Raw genomic sequence first — 18,078 nt, forward strand, 5'->3', positions numbered from 1 at the left:
TGTTCCACAGTGTTTGAATCCGGCGTGCCCACCTTTTGCCGGTTCCTAGCCTCTCTGCTTCTGATTGTACTCACTGCCTGTGGGGAGCATTCGCAACCCCGGACGCCGGATACGCCGGTGTCGTCGGCAGAGCAGGCTGGCAGCGTCTGGGTGGTGGATGATCCGAAGACCGGAGGGCGGCTTTTCCTGTGTGGAACCATTCACATTTTGCGTGAGGAAGACTACCCCCTCTCACCGGCCTATGAAGCGGCCTATGCCAATTCGGATCGGGTGATCTTTGAGCTGCCGCCAGGAGCCGGGGAGGGGAATTCATTGACCCGTCGGATGCGTGAACTGGGGATGCTGCCATCGGATTCCTCGTTGGAGGCATCCATCCCACAGGAGACTTGGGAACGGATCAAAACGTGGGCTAAGACCCGTGGTGTCGATGTCTCCGCGTTAAATCGTTTCCGGCCCTGGTTTGTCTCTCTCATCATCACCTCCACGGAATATGCCGCGCTTGGGGCCAAGCCACAGATGGGGGTGGATCACTACTTTGAAGCGAGAGCCCGGGAAGACAAAAAACCTGGGGAGGGTTTGGAGAGCGTGGAGTTTCAGTTGCAACTTTTTGCCAAACTGACGCCCGATCAGCAGCGAGAAATGCTGGACCAGACATTGGGTGAAATTAGCACGTTGCCTCAGGAGTATGACGAGATGATTGTTGCCTGGAAACGGGGGGAACTCGAGCCTTTGCGTGAGATGCTTTTTCGTGAAGCGGCGAAGTTTCCAGATCTGATGGATATGTTCCTCTTCGACCGAAATCTCGCCTGGATGCCTCGGCTGGAGCAAATGCTTCAGAAAGGCGAAAAAGTCATGGTCCTGGTCGGGACAGGGCACTTTGCGGCGGAAAAGGGACTGCTGAAGCTCTTTGAAGAGCGCGGTTACACCGTGCGGCACTATCGGGATGTGGAAAACCTGTGATGGGAGAGTTACCTTCAGGGGCGAAAAACAAGCCAGAGGTTGCAAAGAGAGCGGCTCTGTCAGACTGTGACGTTCTCGTTTTTCCCAACCCTGCATGAAGATCCTCGTTACCGGCGGTGCCGGATTCATTGGTTCCCACACTGTTGAGCGTCTGCTTCAAGATGGTCAGCATGAGGTGTCCATCTTGGATAGTTTTAATGACTATTACAATCCCGCCATCAAACGAGCCAACGTGCGTCATTTTGGGGATCGGGTGAAAGTCTGGGAAGGGGAGCTGACGGACAAGGTCCTGATCCAGCGTGCCTTTGAGGAAGGGCAATTCGATGCGGTGATCCACCTCGCGGCTCGAGCCGGAGTGCGGCCTTCCATCGAACAACCTGAACTCTACATCTCCACGAACATCAACGGCACGTTCAATCTGCTCGAAGCGGCGCGCCGCATTGGCTGCCGTCACTTCGTTTCAGCCTCCAGTTCCTCCGTGTATGGGGTGAATAAAAAGGTGCCTTTCAGTGAGGAAGATCCGATTCTGCAGACGATCAGCCCCTACGCCATGACGAAGATGGCGGGTGAGCAGATGTGCTCGAATTTCAGTCACCTCTACGGCATTAAGACCGTGTCTCTGCGGTTCTTCACGGTCTATGGTCCGCGTCAGCGTCCTGACTTGGCCATTTCCAAATTCACTCGCTTGATCGAGGAAGGGAAGCCGATTGATAAATTCGGTGAGGGACACACCGCACGCGATTACACCTTCATCAGCGACATCGTGGATGGGATCATCGGAGCCTTGAATTACCGGTCGGGTCCGATCTGTGATATCTTCAATCTTGGCGGCTCGCAAACGGTGACGCTGAATGATCTGATCGCGACCATCGAGCAAGCCTTGGGTAAAAAAGCCGTGATCAATCAATTGCCGGAGCAGCCCGGGGATGTGCCTCTGACCTCGGCGGATGTGAGCAAGGCCAAGGAACTGCTGAATTTCCGTCCGACCACCACCATCGCTCAAGGGGTGCCGACCTACGTTGAGTGGTTCCGCCAGATGCGTGCAGAAGGAGTCGTTGTTTCCTAAAATATTGTTAGGCATGACGGCCGATCCTTACACCCCCATGACACCGGAGCAGGTCCGCCTGCTGCGGGATCGACTCCACACCCAGGGGAAGAAACTCGTCTTCACCAATGGTGTCTTTGATATCCTGCATGCCGGGCATGTGCGTTATCTCAATGAGGCGCGTGCTCTTGGAGATGCGATGGTGATTGCACTGAATTCAGATGCATCCGTGCGGGAGTTGAAAGGGCCGACGCGGCCCGTCAATCACGAAAACGACCGTGCCGAGGTCCTGGCCGCCTTGCGAGCTGTCGATGCTGTCGTGGTCTTTGGAGATAAGCGTGCCACGGCTTTGATTGAGACCATTCAGCCTCATATCTACGCCAAAGGTGGAGATTACACCGTGGACTCTCTGAATCCCGAGGAGCGCGCAGCTCTCGACTCTGTGGGGGCTGAAATTCATATTCTGCCACTGGTGCCAGGCCGCTCCACCACCAGCACCATTCAGCGAATGACGTCGGATGCATCAAAAGGCCGTTTGCGCCTCGGTGTCCTCGGTTCAGGCGAAGGCTCTAATTTTCGCGCTATCCTGGCGGCGATCACTTCCGGCCAACTCGAAGCCGATGTGGCGGTGGCCATTTCCGATGTGGCGGATTCTAAGTTTTTACAGACCGCTAGGTCGGCTGGTATTCCCGCGATTCATGTCGATCCTGGTTCGCATCCTAAACGCTTCGGTGAAGCTGCGCAGAAAGAGGTCGCTGATCACCTCCAACGTGCTCGGGTGGATGTGGTGGTGTTGATCGGTTTCATGCGTATTCTCAAGGAGCCGACCTTAAGCCAGTATTCAGGGCGCATCGTTAACGTGCATCCATCTCTACTACCGAAGCATAAAGGCGCAAATGCCCCACAACTCGCCATCGAGGCCGAAGATTGTGAATCGGGTTGCACCGTTCATCTCGTCACCGCCGAGATCGATGCTGGGCGAATTCTAGCGCAAGCCTCTGTGCCGATTCTGCCGGGAGATACTCCCGAGATCCTTCATTCCCGAATCAAAGAGCAAGAACATCGGCTGCTCCCGCGCGTGCTATCGGAGTGGAAGAAGCATGTTTCGGCCATTTGATAATGTGGTCGAAGGTGGACGATTTTAGCTAATCTTAGGGCCTCTCAGCGACTGCTATCCCGCAGAGATGTGAAAGTCGGATGTAACAAGCCCACCTCAGCATCGTTTCCAGCGGCACATATGATGAGGTGCGTTTTACTCTTGGTGTTGGGGCTCGTGTGTCAGTTAGGGCAGGCTGCAGGGCCTAACTTGGTTTGGATCATTGCCGATGACATGTCGCCGGACACTGGGGCTTACGGTGCCGTGGGGGTGAAGACGCCGAACCTGGACCGTCTCGCCCACGAGGGGCGGCGTTATACCCGAGCCTATGCCTCGGCTCCGGTGTGCAGTTCTTCGCGGTCCGCCTTCATCCTGGGTTGTTATCAGACCACGACCGGACTCCAGGCCCATGATGTGGAGAATCCGCAACCCTTAGCAACTCCCTACAAGCCCATCCCGACCCTGCTGCGTGAGGCGGGCTGGTTTGTCACCAATGCCGTGGCACCCGGCAGTAAGAAGAAGGTGCCCAAGACCCATTACAACTTCGCTCACGATCCCAAGGTGCTCTTCGATGGCAATGACTGGACGCAGCGTAAGCCGGAGCAGCCCTTCTTTGCTCAATTCCAAATCTCCGAGCCTCACCGGCCATTCCCCATCCCCGAGAGCTACGATGAAGAGGCTCTGCGTAAGATTCAGCTGCCACCCAACTACCCAGATCACCCCCTGACACGCCGTGACTGGTATGCCTATCAACGCAGCGTGGAGGTGGTGGACCAGCGGGTGGGAGCTATCCTCGATCAACTGGAGAAAGCGGGCGAACTGGAAAACACCATCGTCATGTTCTTCGCCGATCATGGTCGCCCGATGCCCTGGGGCAAGCAATGGCTCAGTGTCGAAGGTCTTCAGGTGCCCTTGCTCATTCGCGGTCCCGGACTCGGGGCTGGAGAGGTGGAGGAGCGGCTCGTCAGTCTCATTGACCTTGCTCCCTCCATGCTGGAACTCGCTGGCCTGCCCATTCCTGAATGGATGCAGGGCCGCCCTCTGCTGAAGAACAGCTTTCCGGATCGCACCGTCATCTTCGCGGCGAGAGATCGCTGTGGTGATGCGGAGGACCGCATCCGCGCGGTCATTACTCCTGGCCAACTCTTCGTCAAAAACTTCCATCCCGAGCTGCCTTACCTGAATTGGTCTGGCTACAAAGAGGCCAGCTATCCCGGCATGCCCCTCATCCGCGAGCTGAAGAAGATCGGTGCTCTCTCTCCGATGCAGGCCCGCTACACGCGGGAGAGGCGCGAGCCCCTGGAGCTCTACGATCTGGAGGCCGATCCTACCGGTCTGGTCAATGTGGTCAAAGACCCCCAGCAGAGCCAGCGCCTCGCCCATCTCCAGGCGGACCTGGACGCGTGGGTCACCACGAGCGGAGATCGCGGTGCGCTGCCCGACCCACCGACCGAGCCTTCTCTGGAGCAGATCAAGCACGATAAAAAGCAGGACTACCTGCGCACCTGGGCCAAGCGCGGATTCAAGGACGAGCCTAGCGATGCCCAGCGCCTCACCTGGTGGCTGCACCAGTATGGGCTCCCAGAAAAGGAGCCTCTGAACTGACCTAGCTCGACAAACCCATGGTGCCTGTCTAGCTTGGCCCATGCGGCTCATCTCAGGCAGTGCCGGGGGCATTCCCCTGGAAGTTCCGAAAAGCGTCACCCGTCCCACTCAGGACCGGGTAAAGCAGGCTATCTTCAACATGCTGGGTGAGCTCGTCCCAGAGGCCACCGTATTGGATGTCTTCGCCGGGTCTGGAGCTCTGGGACTGGAGTGTCTCAGCCGTGGAGCTGCCAGTGCCACCTTCATTGAGCAGGATCGCGGTGCCTGTGAGGTCATCCGCAAGAACATCGCCAAGACAAGACTGGAAGGTGCCACCCTTCGCCAGGGGGACGTCTTCAAGCTTCTCCCTCAGCTCGTTACCCAAGGGGCCACGTTCGATCTCATCCTGGCCGATCCTCCCTATGCTCATCGTCCGGGTGAGGAGGACATCGCTCGCAAGCTTGCCCTGGAGCCCGCTTTGCAAACTCTCCTCGTCCCTGGCGGCAGTCTGGTGCTGGAGTGCATGGTCACACGCCAGCCTGCCACGGATTGGGGCTGCTGGGAACTCGTGCGCGACCGTGAATATGGCAGCACGCGCATCCTCTGGCTGAGAAAGCGGTAGCTTCCCGGCAGAGTGATGGCATGGAAACCCGCTCCCGAATGTCCCTGACCCTCAGTCTCCTCATCTACAATCTGCTCCTCCCCGTGGGTCTGCTTTTCATGCTGCCCGGGGCCATCCGTAAAATGCGCCAGCGCGGGGGGCGCTGGAGTGATCTCTGGCAGCGCTTCGGTTTCCTCTCGGCGGAGCATCAGCGTCTTATCGCCATCCTGCCGCCGGGAACCTCCCGCCTCTGGATGCACGCGGTCAGCGTCGGGGAGGTCGGCATCGCGACCAAGCTCATCACCGCCATGCTCCGCCAGCAGCCTGGGCTGGGCATCGTCCTCACCACCACCACCCCGACTGGCTACGCTCTAGCGACTGAGTTTGCGCAACGTCAATCGGGCCGTCTCGTCGTTCTTTACTCCCCGCTGGATCTTCCAGGCGTCGGACGTCGTTTCATTCAGGCCCTCGCCCCCTCTCAGATCGTCCTCGTGGAGGCGGAGGTTTGGCCGAATCTCGTCGCCACCGCCCGCCGCCAGAGCATCCCGGTTTCCCTCGTCAATGCCCGCCTCTCGGCGCGCTCCGAGCGTCGCTTCCAGCAGCTCGGCTTTTTGATCAAACCTGTCTTCTCTATGCTCCATCAGGTGCTCGTCCAGGAGCCGGAGGATGTCGCCCGTTGGACCGCTCTGGCCGTGCCTGCCGAGCGCATCCACCACACCGGCAGCATCAAGTTCGATCCCCAGGGCGCTGCCGCTGATCCCGCCCAGGTGCAGACCCTCCAGGGCATTCTTCAAACCGCAGGCATCCGGGCCGATCAACCGGTGCTCCTCCTGGCCAGCACCCATCCAGGCGAGGAAGCCCTGCTCGCCCAGATGACCCAACGCCTGCGCCAGAGTCACCCTTGCCTCGCCCTCCTCATCGTGCCTCGCCATGTCGAGCGTGCCGCCGCTTTGGTGGAGGAACTGGCCAGTCTTGGCATCCCCGTCCAGCGCCGCAGCCAGATTACCGGTCCCTGCTCCACCCTCCTTATCGACACCACCGGCGAGCTTCGTGCTTGGCAGGAACTCGCCACTCTCGTGGTCGTCGGCAAAAGCTTCCTCGCCACGGGCGGGCAAAACCCCGCCGAGGCTGTCATGGCACGTAAACCCGTGCTCTTCGGCCCTCACATGGAGAACTTTCAGGCCCTTATCGAGCTTCTGCTCGCCCAGGAAGGAGCCGTCCAGGTGCCCGACATCAGCATGCTGGAGCAATCCCTGGATCACCTCCTCCTCACCCCTGCCGAGTGCGCTCGCCTCGGAGTCAACGGCCACGCTGCCCTAGCCCGGCACGAGGGTGCCACCCTGAAGACTGTGCAGCATCTGCTGTGACTGATCTTGGGAGTATTTTCCTTTCAGGAGCCTCCAAATAGATCTGGGCGTATTTTCTTCGTTCGTTCGATTGCTTGGTGGTGACGCCACTCGGCGATCTTGGCGTGATTACCGCTCAGAAGGACATCCGGCACACGTAAGCCTTGGAATTCAGCGGGTTTTGTATAATGGGGTGCTTCAAGAAGACCGACAGAGCCGAAAGACTCTTCCACTGCACTCAGGTCATCGCCCAGGACTCCGGGCAGCAAGCGCACGATCGCATCCATCACCACGACTGCAGCGATGGCTCCATTCGTCAGCACATAGTCGCCCAGGCTCAACTCCTCATCCACCCAATGATCGACAACCCTCTGGTCGATCCCCTCGTAGTGGCCCGAAAGAAATATCAGATGCTTTTCGCCTGCTAATCGTTGTGCATCGGATTGTTTGAACGGCTTGCCGGCAGGAGACATTAAGATCACGCGGCTGGTCTCGGTATGTACTTTTTCCAAAGCAGCAAATAGCGGTTCCGGTCTCAAAAGCATGCCTTGCCCACCTCCGTAAGGAGTGTCATCGACCTGTTTATGCCTACCCAGTCCATGATCACGCAGATCATAAACACCCAACGAGATCGCCCCCTTTTCTTGGGCTCGCCCCATGATGCTGGTGCTCATTGGCACGGTGATAAGTTCTGGGAAAAGAGTGATGATGTCTAAACGCACCCTGAAGCTATGGCTTGGAGCCAAGGGGTGCGCAAGTTGGGAGCCGCACATCAACCCAGCCTGAGGCCCGTAGAGCGCATTCTCCCGATGCCAGGCCTTTTCCTCTCGGAACATTAAGAAAGCTCGGTTCTTGGCGTGGTCTTCTAACTCCTCTTCCAATCGCTCTATTCAGAGTATTGTCTAAAAATTCAGTTGGAGGTCACGCTTGAGCCACCGCACGGCGAGATTCGATCCATCGAATGGCGAATCGAACCACAGCAGAACCATCTTCCATCTTCAACTTTGTTCGGATATTGGAACGATGCACGTCCACGGTCTTTGTACTGATATGAAGAGCGTCAGCGACTTGATGAGTGCTTTTGCCTTCACCAATCAGTTGGAAGACTTCAAACTCACGATCCGTGAGGACTTCCAAGCCGTCGTCACTATCGCGGCGAGGGCCATTGGTATAAACCTTGATCATCTGTTCTGACATCGCTTCACTGAGCCAAGTGCCGCCGTCTGCGATCCGGTGGAGGGCTCGCTCATAGATGTCGTGAGAGACATTTTTCATGACATAGCCTTTTGCACCTGCCTTCAGAGCTCGAAGAGCATAATAAGTCTCGTCATGCATTGACATCATCAGGATGGGCAATTCGGGATACAAGGCATGAATATCTTTGACCACTTCAATGCCGTTTCGATCCGGGAGTGTGATATCCATGATGAGAATATCGGGTCGCTCGTTCTCAAGCTGCAGCATGGCATCTCGTGCATCTTCGGATGTCCAGCAGCAATCGAAGTCGGGAAGGCTATCGATGAAGACTTTCATGCCTCCACGCATCATGGTGTGGTCGTCCACAATCGCAACGCGTCGGGGTTTATGAAGCGGGGCATCGGAGGGAGATTGAGCGTAAGCCATAAATGGTTAGGTTAGCTTGGGATATTCTCTTGAAGAGGGATTTCACAGATGGCCAAGGTGCCATGGGCCTGAGGGAGCGGGCGAAAGATCAACGTAGCCTCAAGGGCATCCACTCTCTGCTGTACTAAGTATAGACCCATTCCGGGCGATTTTGGTTCAGATCGAGGTTCGAAGCTGATACCATCATGTGAGATCTCCAAGTGCAGGCTATCTTCCATTTGAGCCAAACTGATCTCAATCCACGTTCCATGAGAATGTTTAGCCGCATTGGTGGAGAGTTCTTGAGCGATGCGATAGATCTGTGCAGCCGTCTCAGGAGCGATCAGACCTTCGACGGGATCACAAGAAGCCGTGCAGCGCAGTCCGAAAGCTCGCGCAAGGAACGCAGCCAACTCATTCAAGGCTTGCGGTAAGGCTTCTGAACCGACGGCAACGGGGGCAAGGCCTTTGGCAAAACGACGAGCGATATCTGTGGCTTCCGCCAGTTCATGTTCCAGGTCTCCAGCCAGCTTGGCTTGAGGTAATGAGGCGCGCGTTAAAATGCTTTGTAATACTCCGGTCTTCAGGTGAGCCGCAGCGAGGCGTTGACAGACATCATCATGAAGGTCTTGGCCAATGCGGCGGCGTTCTTGTTCGGCAATTTCAATCAATTGGCGTTCCAGTCGTTTGCGTTCAGTGATGTCGATCATGACTCCCATGACTTGGAGATCTCCATACGGCTCATTGGGTTTGCGGATTGAGAAACAACGACAATTCATCCATCGCACTGTTTCTGAATATTCGATGCGGATTTCCAGGTCCACCTCACCCGCTTGATGTCTGAGCCTCCGAAGCGTGTTGAGCACCTTGCGACGATCTTCTTTTATGACTCCATGCAGCCATTCCCAACGCTGATGAGCGAGTCTGGCCGAGCTTCGGCCCCAAAGCCGTTCATAGGATGGATTGACATAAATGGCTTCTCCTTTTCGCGCAGGAGCCACCCAAAAGACGTCACGCATGCTCGCTGCAATGTGGCGGAATCGTTGCTCTGTAGCACGCAGCCTCTTGACTGCTTCCATAAAGCTCTGAGACACTTTGGTCAGTTCGTCTGAACCTTTGATCGTATCCTCATCGTCTTGATCCCAGCCGATTTTCTGAGCTTGTTCGATAATGTGCGAAACACGATCTGTGACTGTAATATGAAGGATGGACCACAATAACAGGCATCCCCCAAAGAGGGCGCAGGCCTCTGCAACCGAGTCGTAAAAAACCTGTTCGCGAGCGGCTTCCATGGCACTCCCAAGGTCGTACTCGAGGATGACAGTTCCTTTCGTCATACCGCCATCCACATCCCAAAAAGGGTAAGCAGCGATCATGCGGCGACCCTCTTCGATCTCTTCAATGCGCCCCTCCATTTTCTTGCGAATTTTTTCAAGCATGGATGCCGCTGCCGCAACGGGGGTTTGGCTTAAATGCAAGCCTCTCCATTGTTGTTCAGCGGCATGTCGAACGATGTCATTGCCATCACAGATCACCGCGTGGAGGAGGTTAGGATCGACCGAGGTATAACCAATCACAAGATCGGCCGATTGAGGGAGGTGACGTCGTAAAAAATGTTGAGCGAGGCCTGACAGGCGAGAGCCCTCGCTGTAAGCATTCAAACGCATCTGTGAGCGCTTGGTTGAAACATCCCGAAAGTATTGGCGGGTAACACTGATGGTGATGATGAAGATGCCAAACGCAAACACCAGTGCGGATAGGCGGAACTGGAGCGTGCTGAATCTCATGGTTCCGAACCTCCTTTCACAAAGTTTGCGTCCAGCAATCCCTGAAGCGGAACATCTTCATCCAGGAGACCCTGAGCTTTCATAAACGTGGCCGTCTTGCTAAGTGCAGATTCCAGGCTTTCCGAACCTGGCGTCAGGAGGCGTATGTTTGCTTCTCGGCTGATATCGACGATGCGGTTGACGACCCGTTGAAATTCAATCCTGTTAAGACGCTCCCGCCGTAACACTGCGGCCATGGCAGTTTCGGGCTTGCCTGAGCGTAGCACAGGCAAGGTGGCAAAATGTATTTTAATCAGGCTTCGAAGTTCTGCCTGCCGATCCGTGGTGAGGTCCTGTCTGACAACGAGTACCCGATAGAGATCCGCAGGGATTTGCTCGGAATCGGTTAAAACATGAGCACCTTTTTTCAGTAAGCGTTCCCGAATAGGATCATTGGTAACTAGGGCATCGAGCTCTTTTTGCTCGAAGGCATTTTCTGCTTCAGCCAAGTTCAGTGGAACAAGTGTGACGTCTGATGTGGTTAGGCCGACACTGTGCAATGCTTTGGCTAAAAAATATTCCCCTGAGGCACGCAGTTCCACTCCCACACGTTTTCCACGGATATCGGTCAGCTTGGTCAAGTCGGGGAGTGAGACAATGGCATCGCCTCCTTGTGGGAGGCCTAAAACGAGGATGGCTTTGATGGCATGGCCGCCGGATCGGAGCCGCAGCATTTCATCCAACGTCATCACCGCACCGTCCACCACGCGGTTTTCAAAGGCCATCATCGTGGCGGATGTCCAAGAGAGTTCGACAAAGTTGAAGCGTGAGTCGAGGAAGCCGCCTTGTTCCCGTGCTAAGGTCAGTGTTTCCATGCCTGGCCACACACCGACAGCCAAAGTAAAGGGTCGATTTTCCTTAGGTTCTGGCCAGAGTAAGGCCAGCATGCAAAGCAACAAGCCCATTCCAGCGACACTCAGAGCGGTGGCACGTGGTCCCAGTTTGATCATCAGCGTCGAATTATACCTGAAAATCCATTCGAATGCCGCATTCTTCTGCTTTAGCCCAGCCTAAAGCAATCTTTTGCTATTCGCAGAGACTGAACCGTGGCCCCCAGGTTGGGGGCATGCGTATGTTTTATTCCGACCATCCATCATGCCTGAGCTACCCGAAGTCGAGACGACCCTGAGAGGAGTATCCCCGTATTTGGTGGGGAGGACCATGCGCGAAGTGATTGTGCGGGATCGACGCTTACGCTGGCCTGTGCCAGATTCGATTCACGAAGTGGAGGGGCAGCGAATCCTATCCGGCAGACGCCGTGGCAAATACATGCTCTTTGAGTCAGCCAAGGGCACGCTCATGCTGCATTTGGGGATGTCAGGTAGCTTGCGAGTGACCAGTCCAGATACCCCTTGGCGTAAGCATGATCATTTGGCGCTAACCACCGATCATCAGCAGCAGATCCGCCTTCACGATCCACGAAGATTTGGCGCGGCGTTATGGATCTCTGGAGATGTAACCAGGCATCCTCTTTTGGCAGAGTTAGGACCAGAGCCGCTATCGGAGGATTTCACGGTGGGGTATCTTCGTCAGCAATGTGAAGCTCGCACGGCTCCGATCAAAGCCGTCATCATGGACAGCCATGTGGTGGTGGGAGTGGGGAACATTTACGCTTGTGAGGCCTTATTCATGGCAGGGATCTCACCTCACCAACAGGCCGGTAAAGTCAGCCAACTCAAGTTATCCAAACTCGTTCTCGCTATTCAGGAAGTGCTGAGCGCCTCCATTGAGATGGGCGGCACTACCTTGCGTGATTTTCTCAATGAGAAGGGAGAGCCAGGTTACTTCAAACAGACGCTGCGTGTGTATGATCGAGAAGGACAGACTTGCCACACCTGTGAGACACCCGTGAAGAGGAAGGTCATGAGCAACCGTTCGACCTTTTACTGCCCGCATTGCCAGAAGTGAAAAAACTGATTAAAGCGCAGGGCGGATCACCACGATATCTCCCAGCATCTTTTCCTGTTCCACCATCAGATGATTCAGCTTCATCAGCTCCAGCATCGCTAGGAAAGTGACAATGACTTCCACCCGGCTCGCAGCAGAACTGAAGAGACTGTCAAACCTTACGCGGCTGCCGATGACAATCGTCTCCAGTAGATGCTCGATCTTGTCCGCGACGGTGAAGCGATCACTGACGATCTCACGAATGTCGGTGCTGTTTTCAAAACGCTTCAAGACTTTTTGAAAAGCTTGGATGAGGTCAAAGATACCAACCTGCCCCACCACATCCGGAGGCGGTGCACTCAGATCTGGGAGTTCCGGGGTTGTGGCGAAAAACTCGTCCGCCTTAACTTCCTGCGTGCCAAGGAACATGGCGGCGTCTTTGAATTTCTTGTACTCGACGAGCTGCCGAATGAGTTCCCAGCGTGGATCTTCTTCATCTGCATCGTCCTCAGGGGGCTGCTGAGTTTGGGGCAGCAGTTCACGACTTTTGATGTACATCAGGTTGGCGGCCATCACGATGAACTCACTCGCCACCTCGATGTTCAGCATCTTGAAAGTATCGATATAGTCCAGGTACTGCTTGGTGATGCGCCCGATTGAGACGTCATAGATGTCGATCTCATCTTTTTTGATGAGATAGAGCAACAGATCGAGGGGCCCCTCGAAAATCTCCAGTTTGACCTTGTAATCCTTGTCTTCCACTTGGGGAGCTATGAGCGGGAAGTGGACAGACGCGAGGAGAAATATTTACTTCAATACAGGCGGCTCAATTCCAAGTTCGGCGGTCAGTTTACGCGCAGCATCGAGTTGATCGGGCTTGACGAAGAGCATGCTGTAGAAATTTCCTTCGAGGACGACAAAAAGAGGTTCAAAGCCTTTACTTTTGTAATCATTCACTTGGTTCTCCATCTCACGCTCTCCAGAGATCGTGATGCGCCACCAGCCGTTGAATTGAATGGCTTTCGAGAAAATGGCTCGGTAGGCCATTTTTCCCTCATGGTATTCATAGTATATCATTTGTTCGCCACTGGCTCGCTTGCTCTCAGAGAGCTTATTCATGGCCTCAAACGCCAACCAGTCCGTGAATTGCTTTTCCCGAAACCTGGATTTGGCTGAACTGACTTTGGATGGCTTGACGCGCACTGGCTTATCGGTTGCCTGCGCAGTCGATAAGCTCATCAAGCTAAAAACAATCAACAGGAGACTGAGGGAATAATGGCCACTCTTCATAAGGATGAAAATGGTAACAGGTGAGCACCAATTTACGAAGCCTGATTATTTAATATTCTACTTAGGTGTCAATCGTGCTGCGATGGAGGCATTGATTTTTAAAATCATCGATGGCAGACAGAGGGTTCATCTTTCCCATTTTTCACGGTGAGATCAGTGAGTAACGACCTGCCAGTGAATCGACTTTTGGCGGAACCAAATGGGTCTCAAAATGGGCATAGATCGGCTGGAGTTCCTGCCAAAAGGCTCCCCAAGGATGGGTCGTTGTTAGCTGGCTTGCGCATTTTTCCTCGGTGAAGCGGAAGGGAAAAGCATGGACTTGAATGAGGGACTGTCCTTGGTTTAAGGCGGCTTCCACGATCAAGTAGATCTCCTCAATCACGGGATCGGTCATGGCAAAGCAGCCAATGCTTACTTCAGCGCCATGGATCATGATGTAGCTACCCGAGCGCGCGTGATGCTGATCGTAAGCGTTTGGGTAACCAATATTGAAAGACAGGTGGTAGCTGCTGGCGGGATTCAGGGAGCGGTGGGTGACCGAGTAGATGCCTTCCGGGGCTTGGCCATCGCCTTCCTTGAGTTTGGGCCCCAGTTCACCGGACATCGCAGCAATGGGATAAGTTCGGAACCGTTTCCAGCCGGAGGCGCTTTGCAGCCAAAGTTCCAGCTCACGGCTTTCTTTGAAAAGACGGATGAAGGCTGGCTGGCCCAGGCTCAGGCCGTGTTTGTCGAGTTCTTCGGCCAACATGGGCATCAAGCGAGCTCTTACGTTGTGCAGACGTTTTTCAGCCGAGAGCTTCCGCCATTCTTCGTCGACAGGTGGAGTGGGGTAGGGGAGCGACATTTGCACGGGAGGTGAAAAAATGCTTTCCAGGTGGGGTTGGATGGCCTGCGCACAGCGGCTACAGGATTCCGGAGCAAGATTAGACCTTGCTGTTAATAGCCCTAACCCAATGGCCAAAGCGATGACGAGCCAATGAGAGTGACGCATGACAGAATCTGAGTTGGAACAGGGGCCTCTCTCTATAGTGGGAGAAAAGGTGGCTTTGATCAAAAATACCCGTCACACTCGGAGGCGGCGGAGGGTTTCTCCTGCACGCCAAATCCCTTCGGTCATGACGATTTTGGGATGTTCAGGGATTCCCCGCTCATTTTGCTGTTCTTGGGCGACCAGTAGGTCGACTGCCGTCGCCCCCAGAACATCCACCTGCTGATCGATGCCGGCCCAATGTGACCGGTCGGGCCTCCAGCCAAGGGTGACTAGCCCAAGTTTTTCTGGAATGGGGATATCCTCCAGCCAGTTTTCCAGACTTTGGCCGCTTTCGATCACCACCTCAGGTTGACGAAGCTCCAACCAGCGGCGGAAGTCTTCTCGTTTGGGTTCCCTTTTCAGGTTCAGCAATTCGGCTGCCTGTTTCAAAGGCAGGGGATGATGGGATAAAAAACTGGCCGACCAGGCACCGAACATCCGGTCATCGACCACACTGCCGCCATAGTAGCCGATTCGTCGGTAGCCGAGCTTTTTCAGCTGGCGCATCGCGGTCATCATTCCGAGGTAATGATGGTGGTGAACCCGGTGCATCGGCGGGCGGGCGTAGCCCAGACCGACCACCACGCTGCTGAATTTCTCCCACTGCATGGAGACATGACCGCGACTTCGAGAGATGAGTGGAGACAGGATAAAACCGGAAATGCCTCGGGCTTCGAGGATTTCAGATAGCCGTCTTCCTGACATACCCTTAGCGGCCAAATAAAAGTCATCGAGATGAAATCCCAGATGGCTGGCTCTTTCCCGGGCACCCGCAATAAGCTGACGAGACCAAGGGGATAATTCGGTATCGGGTGAAACTTTATCCGACCAGATAAAGGCCAGAGTCCGTGGTGCCTGAGTGAGGCGCTTTCGCCGCATGTGCGTCATCAGTTTGGCAATGTCCGGGTCAGGGCGATACCCCAGATCAGAGGCGGTCTGAAGAATCCGCTCACGCAACGTGGATGCCACATAACGCTCTCCACGCAGTGCCCGTGAGACGGTCATTTTTGAGATTCCGAGTGTGTCGGCAATGATTTGAAGACTTGGATGGCTCACCTTTCACAGCATGCGCTCGAGAGAGCAGGAGGCAAGAACAGGACTTCGAAAGGATGAAGGGCCGTAGTTGGTCGGCTTGAGCGCTTGAGAAGTTCTTAAGGCCGCTTATGGAAAGGAAGATTTCCAACCCGCCATGATCCGCCTTTTGCTGCTTTTATCCCTGCCTCTGTACATCCTAGATCAGTGGTCGAAGCTCTGGATTGTCAGACATTTTGAATTGCACGTCACGGAGCAGGAAGTCATTCCTGGGGTCTTCTGGCTCCATCACACTGCCAACACGGGGGTCGCCTTTGGCCTGTTCAACGGCACTGAATATGCCAATTACGCCTTCGGCGCCATTTCGCTCACAGCGTTGACCTTCATTACGATTCTTTACAGGAAGGGCGCTTTCCCTGGGGTATTCAGTCGCACGGCGGTGGGACTGCTTGTCGCAGGCATTTTGGGAAATCTGACGGATCGCTTCCTGCATGGCTATGTGGTGGATTTTCTCCGGTTTGATTTTGGTTTTCCACCTTTCAATCCCTGGCCGTCATTCAACGTCGCGGACTCATGCGTGGTGGTTGCTGCCATCCTACTAGCGATTGCATCCTTCGTCGAGGCATCGCCAGCCTCTCAAAAGAAAGCGTGATTGAGGAGTCCTCGGATTCCGGATCTTTAGTCTCGTCAATTTAACAGATTTTGAGGCCCGTCCTACTGGACGGGCCTTTTTTATTTTTGAGAACGTCCAGGATCGGAGCGTGAACCCTGGACCTGGAGGACTCTCAGCCAAGTGTTTTTGGAGCTCTTCCTCAATGGGTAGCAAAATCGAGAATTGTTTTGCCTCGCGTACGGCCCTGTGGAGTTGCTGTGGACGTGGGAGAGTGAGGCTTCTCTCATTCGAAAGAGATCTCTTTTCCCGAAACCGGGGCAAAAACAGTAACGGCCGCTCAAAAGAAGGCAGGTTGTAGGAGGCATAATTCCAAAATAAAGAGGCGTTTTATCATAAAATGGAATCCATACGAGCTTAATATTAAAATTATGTTAAACATAAAGAGTTGATTTCGCAGAACTGATTAGAGCGATCTCATGATGTAATATGTTTAAAATCAATAAATAACGCGTTTTACGTTGGAAAAGCGGTTCAATTTCAAAAGTTCTGACGAATTCAAAAAATCTCAAATTACAGAAATTCTACAAATTTAGAAATTGGTTATTGCAGTGATTCTAGTTTTTGATATAATTGCCATATCAAACAGAATAACTGCATGAAGACTTTTTCTCGCATCGCTGTCCTTTTTCTCTTGGTCGTTATCTGCGCCGCTCCGAAGGCGGCTTCCGCCCAGTATGGATATGCTGCGAGCCATTATGCGGCCCAACAGGCTGCCTACGCCCAGCAACAGCAGGCTGCTTATTATGCGCAGATGCAGCAGCAAGCCGCCGCCGCCGCTTATTATGCTCAGCAGCAAGCTGCAGCCGCTTATCAGGCTCGCATGCAACAGCAGCAGATGATGGCTGCCCGGGCAGTGCCTGTGGCTCGCACGGCTCCTGTGGCTGGTTCACTGATTCGTTTCGACGGTCGCTACGCTTCTTGCTCAGCGAGCCTGCCAACTCAGGTGCAGTATCTCATCAACGCTGCGAATCATTTGCAGAGCAGTCCATATGTCCGCGGGGCAGGCCATGGCCGCGTGGAAGATCGTGCTTATGATTGCTCGAGCTCCACATCCTACACTTTGATCAAAGCAGGCTTATTGAAGAGCCCTTTAACATCTGCTGGTTTTGCGAACTATGGCCAAGCGGGTGAGGGGCGCTTCATCACGATTTGGGTGAAGCCTGGGGATCATGTTTTCATGACTGTGTGCGGCCTTCGTCTGGACACCTCCGGTGGCATGGCTGGTGAAGGCCCACGCTGGCGCACCAAAGGCCGTAGCTACGCTGGTTTCAGCCCCCGTCATCCTTTTGGATTGTGATTCTTAAAACTGCGACTCTTTTGCTAGTCGCAAATCATTTTGGCGATGCAGGTAAAAGAATCAGGCTTTTCAAACTCGATAAAATTGCCATAGTGTCTCGTGGCTCTCACTTTTATGAAAAGCTCTTTTCTCACTGTTTCTCACGATAGCAGCCGTCTCAGCGAGATCGTTGTAGGTTGGAATTCGATGCCGGCCTATGGACAACGGTCGCAAGCGCCTGTAGGCGCCGAAGGAGTCCAGCAGTTTATCGACGAGGCGCGCGGGCAATCTCCTGAGGGAACTGAAGCGAGTGGTTCTTTCTGGAATACCTTCTCGACGTCTGCGACAGAGATCCGATTGGCTGCTTAAAAAGCAGCGGCCAACCCATGAACGATAGTTTGAGGCCAGGGAGTTCCCTTGGCCTTTTTCATTTGTGATAAAGCGGGTTTTCGAGTGGTCCCTGATTTACCCCCAATCCTGCAAGGCGCTGATTTGGATGGGAAGCTTTGCTAAAAAGCATAGACCCGATGGCCTTGGGCCACTTGTCGCCCAGATTCCCTAATCTGATTGATCGTTAACGTGCCACGTTTCGATTCCGGCCGGAGCTCAAGTCGAGTAAACGGGCCTTGATCTTCTATTTGGGTTTCCTTTGGAGAAACGCCAGGGGATGAGCTGATAAAGACCTCCTGGAGAGGAATCGGCGTCAGACACGTGCTTGCTTTCCAGGTTCTAACTTTGTCCTCTCGATCGCTGAGAAGCGGATGGTTTTTTGAGGCACCTCAGTCTCTGCGGCGAAGAAAAATAGACATCCTCCAAATGCAGCGCGATTG

17 protein-coding genes are annotated in these 18,078 nt (G+C 54.4%); 9 read left to right on the top strand and 8 right to left on the bottom strand.

Going from position 1 to position 18,078, the window contains the following annotated elements:
• Positions 1-24 precede the first annotated feature (24 nt).
• The 6 genes from B5D61_RS07820 to B5D61_RS07850 all read left to right on the top strand — a co-directional run bounded on the left by B5D61_RS07820 (position 25) and on the right by B5D61_RS07850 (position 6,653).
• Positions 25-960 (top strand): TraB/GumN family protein, encoded by a 936-nt coding sequence (locus tag B5D61_RS07820; protein WP_176159289.1) that lies wholly within the window; start codon positions 25-27, stop codon positions 958-960.
• Between the two features lie 94 nt (positions 961-1,054).
• Entirely contained in the window at positions 1,055-2,026 is a 972-nt protein-coding gene (locus tag B5D61_RS07825; protein WP_078812780.1) for an SDR family NAD(P)-dependent oxidoreductase, read from the top strand.
• A 13-nt stretch (positions 2,027-2,039) separates the two neighbouring features.
• Positions 2,040-3,122: a phosphoribosylglycinamide formyltransferase gene (gene purN / locus B5D61_RS26800; RefSeq protein ID WP_245846504.1), complete on the top strand. Its 1,083-nt coding sequence runs from the start codon at positions 2,040-2,042 to the stop codon at positions 3,120-3,122.
• Positions 3,123-3,242: 120 nt separating this feature from the next.
• Positions 3,243-4,706 (top strand): sulfatase family protein, encoded by a 1,464-nt coding sequence (locus B5D61_RS07840; protein WP_078812781.1) that lies wholly within the window; start codon positions 3,243-3,245, stop codon positions 4,704-4,706.
• Positions 4,707-4,746: 40 nt separating this feature from the next.
• Positions 4,747-5,307: a 16S rRNA (guanine(966)-N(2))-methyltransferase RsmD gene (gene rsmD, locus B5D61_RS07845; RefSeq protein WP_078812782.1), complete on the top strand. Its 561-nt coding sequence runs from the start codon at positions 4,747-4,749 to the stop codon at positions 5,305-5,307.
• 38 nt (positions 5,308-5,345) lie between these two features.
• Positions 5,346-6,653, top strand: coding sequence for a 3-deoxy-D-manno-octulosonic acid transferase (locus B5D61_RS07850; RefSeq protein WP_217698941.1), 1,308 nt, complete (start codon positions 5,346-5,348; stop codon positions 6,651-6,653).
• A gap of 23 nt (positions 6,654-6,676) precedes the next feature.
• Here the strand turns inward: B5D61_RS07850 and trmD are convergent, their stop codons facing one another.
• The 4 genes from trmD to B5D61_RS07870 form a co-directional block, all read right to left on the bottom strand.
• The gene (gene trmD / locus B5D61_RS07855; RefSeq protein ID WP_078812944.1) at positions 6,677-7,354 is read right to left on the bottom strand and encodes a tRNA (guanosine(37)-N1)-methyltransferase TrmD; all 678 of its coding nucleotides are present in this window, start codon (positions 7,352-7,354) and stop codon (positions 6,677-6,679) included.
• Between the two features lie 199 nt (positions 7,355-7,553).
• Positions 7,554-8,255, bottom strand: a complete 702-nt coding sequence (locus B5D61_RS07860) for a response regulator (RefSeq protein ID WP_078812784.1) — start codon at positions 8,253-8,255, stop codon at positions 7,554-7,556.
• 11 nt (positions 8,256-8,266) lie between these two features.
• Positions 8,267-10,021, bottom strand: coding sequence for a PAS domain-containing sensor histidine kinase (locus tag B5D61_RS07865; RefSeq protein ID WP_078812785.1), 1,755 nt, complete (start codon positions 10,019-10,021; stop codon positions 8,267-8,269).
• Positions 10,018-11,010, bottom strand: a complete 993-nt coding sequence (locus B5D61_RS07870) for an ABC transporter substrate-binding protein (RefSeq protein ID WP_078812786.1) — start codon at positions 11,008-11,010, stop codon at positions 10,018-10,020. The genes B5D61_RS07865 and B5D61_RS07870 overlap by 4 nt, the downstream gene beginning before the upstream one ends.
• Positions 11,011-11,155: 145 nt before the next feature.
• Between B5D61_RS07870 and mutM the strand changes: the two genes are divergently transcribed.
• Entirely contained in the window at positions 11,156-11,968 is an 813-nt protein-coding gene (gene mutM / locus B5D61_RS07875) for a bifunctional DNA-formamidopyrimidine glycosylase/DNA-(apurinic or apyrimidinic site) lyase (protein WP_078812787.1), read from the top strand.
• A 9-nt stretch (positions 11,969-11,977) separates the two neighbouring features.
• Here the strand turns inward: mutM and B5D61_RS07880 are convergent, their stop codons facing one another.
• The 4 genes from B5D61_RS07880 to B5D61_RS07895 all read right to left on the bottom strand — a co-directional run bounded on the left by B5D61_RS07880 (position 11,978) and on the right by B5D61_RS07895 (position 15,323).
• The gene (locus B5D61_RS07880) at positions 11,978-12,709 is read right to left on the bottom strand and encodes a segregation and condensation protein A (RefSeq protein ID WP_078812788.1); all 732 of its coding nucleotides are present in this window, start codon (positions 12,707-12,709) and stop codon (positions 11,978-11,980) included.
• A 45-nt stretch (positions 12,710-12,754) separates the two neighbouring features.
• The gene (locus tag B5D61_RS25630) at positions 12,755-13,066 is read right to left on the bottom strand and encodes a hypothetical protein (protein ID WP_139373128.1); all 312 of its coding nucleotides are present in this window, start codon (positions 13,064-13,066) and stop codon (positions 12,755-12,757) included.
• A gap of 313 nt (positions 13,067-13,379) precedes the next feature.
• A complete protein-coding gene (locus B5D61_RS07890) occupies positions 13,380-14,228 on the bottom strand; it encodes a L,D-transpeptidase family protein (RefSeq protein ID WP_176159290.1) in 849 nt (282 codons plus the stop codon).
• Between the two features lie 72 nt (positions 14,229-14,300).
• Positions 14,301-15,323, bottom strand: a complete 1,023-nt coding sequence (locus B5D61_RS07895) for a LacI family DNA-binding transcriptional regulator (RefSeq protein WP_281251756.1) — start codon at positions 15,321-15,323, stop codon at positions 14,301-14,303.
• A 133-nt stretch (positions 15,324-15,456) separates the two neighbouring features.
• Here B5D61_RS07895 and lspA point away from each other — a divergent pair, with 133 nt between their 5' ends.
• Positions 15,457-15,951, top strand: a complete 495-nt coding sequence (gene lspA / locus B5D61_RS07900) for a signal peptidase II (RefSeq protein ID WP_078812792.1) — start codon at positions 15,457-15,459, stop codon at positions 15,949-15,951.
• 616 nt (positions 15,952-16,567) lie between these two features.
• A complete protein-coding gene (locus tag B5D61_RS07905) occupies positions 16,568-17,269 on the top strand; it encodes a hypothetical protein (RefSeq protein ID WP_078812793.1) in 702 nt (233 codons plus the stop codon).
• Positions 17,270-18,078 lie beyond the last annotated feature (809 nt).

This window comes from Prosthecobacter debontii, from assembly GCF_900167535.1.
GTDB classification, from domain to species: Bacteria; Verrucomicrobiota; Verrucomicrobiia; order Verrucomicrobiales; family Verrucomicrobiaceae; genus Prosthecobacter; species Prosthecobacter debontii.

Bases quoted from the DNA above. Each gene is read 5' to 3' on its own strand.
- B5D61_RS07825 (WP_078812780.1), top strand. From the start codon at position 1,055: ATGAAGATCCTCGTTACCGGCGGTGCCGGATTCATTGGTTCCCACACT.
- purN (WP_245846504.1), top strand. From the start codon at position 2,040: ATGACGGCCGATCCTTACACCCCCATGACACCGGAGCAGGTCCGCCTG.
- B5D61_RS07840 (WP_078812781.1), top strand. From the start codon at position 3,243: ATGATGAGGTGCGTTTTACTCTTGGTGTTGGGGCTCGTGTGTCAGTTA.
- rsmD (WP_078812782.1), top strand. From the start codon at position 4,747: ATGCGGCTCATCTCAGGCAGTGCCGGGGGCATTCCCCTGGAAGTTCCG.
- B5D61_RS07850 (WP_217698941.1), top strand. From the start codon at position 5,346: ATGTCCCTGACCCTCAGTCTCCTCATCTACAATCTGCTCCTCCCCGTG.
- B5D61_RS07860 (WP_078812784.1), bottom strand. From the start codon at position 8,255: ATGGCTTACGCTCAATCTCCCTCCGATGCCCCGCTTCATAAACCCCGA.
- B5D61_RS07865 (WP_078812785.1), bottom strand. From the start codon at position 10,021: ATGAGATTCAGCACGCTCCAGTTCCGCCTATCCGCACTGGTGTTTGCG.
- B5D61_RS07870 (WP_078812786.1), bottom strand. From the start codon at position 11,010: ATGATCAAACTGGGACCACGTGCCACCGCTCTGAGTGTCGCTGGAATG.
- mutM (WP_078812787.1), top strand. From the start codon at position 11,156: ATGCCTGAGCTACCCGAAGTCGAGACGACCCTGAGAGGAGTATCCCCG.
- B5D61_RS25630 (WP_139373128.1), bottom strand. From the start codon at position 13,066: ATGAATAAGCTCTCTGAGAGCAAGCGAGCCAGTGGCGAACAAATGATA.
- B5D61_RS07890 (WP_176159290.1), bottom strand. From the start codon at position 14,228: ATGCGTCACTCTCATTGGCTCGTCATCGCTTTGGCCATTGGGTTAGGG.
- lspA (WP_078812792.1), top strand. From the start codon at position 15,457: ATGATCCGCCTTTTGCTGCTTTTATCCCTGCCTCTGTACATCCTAGAT.
- B5D61_RS07905 (WP_078812793.1), top strand. From the start codon at position 16,568: ATGAAGACTTTTTCTCGCATCGCTGTCCTTTTTCTCTTGGTCGTTATC.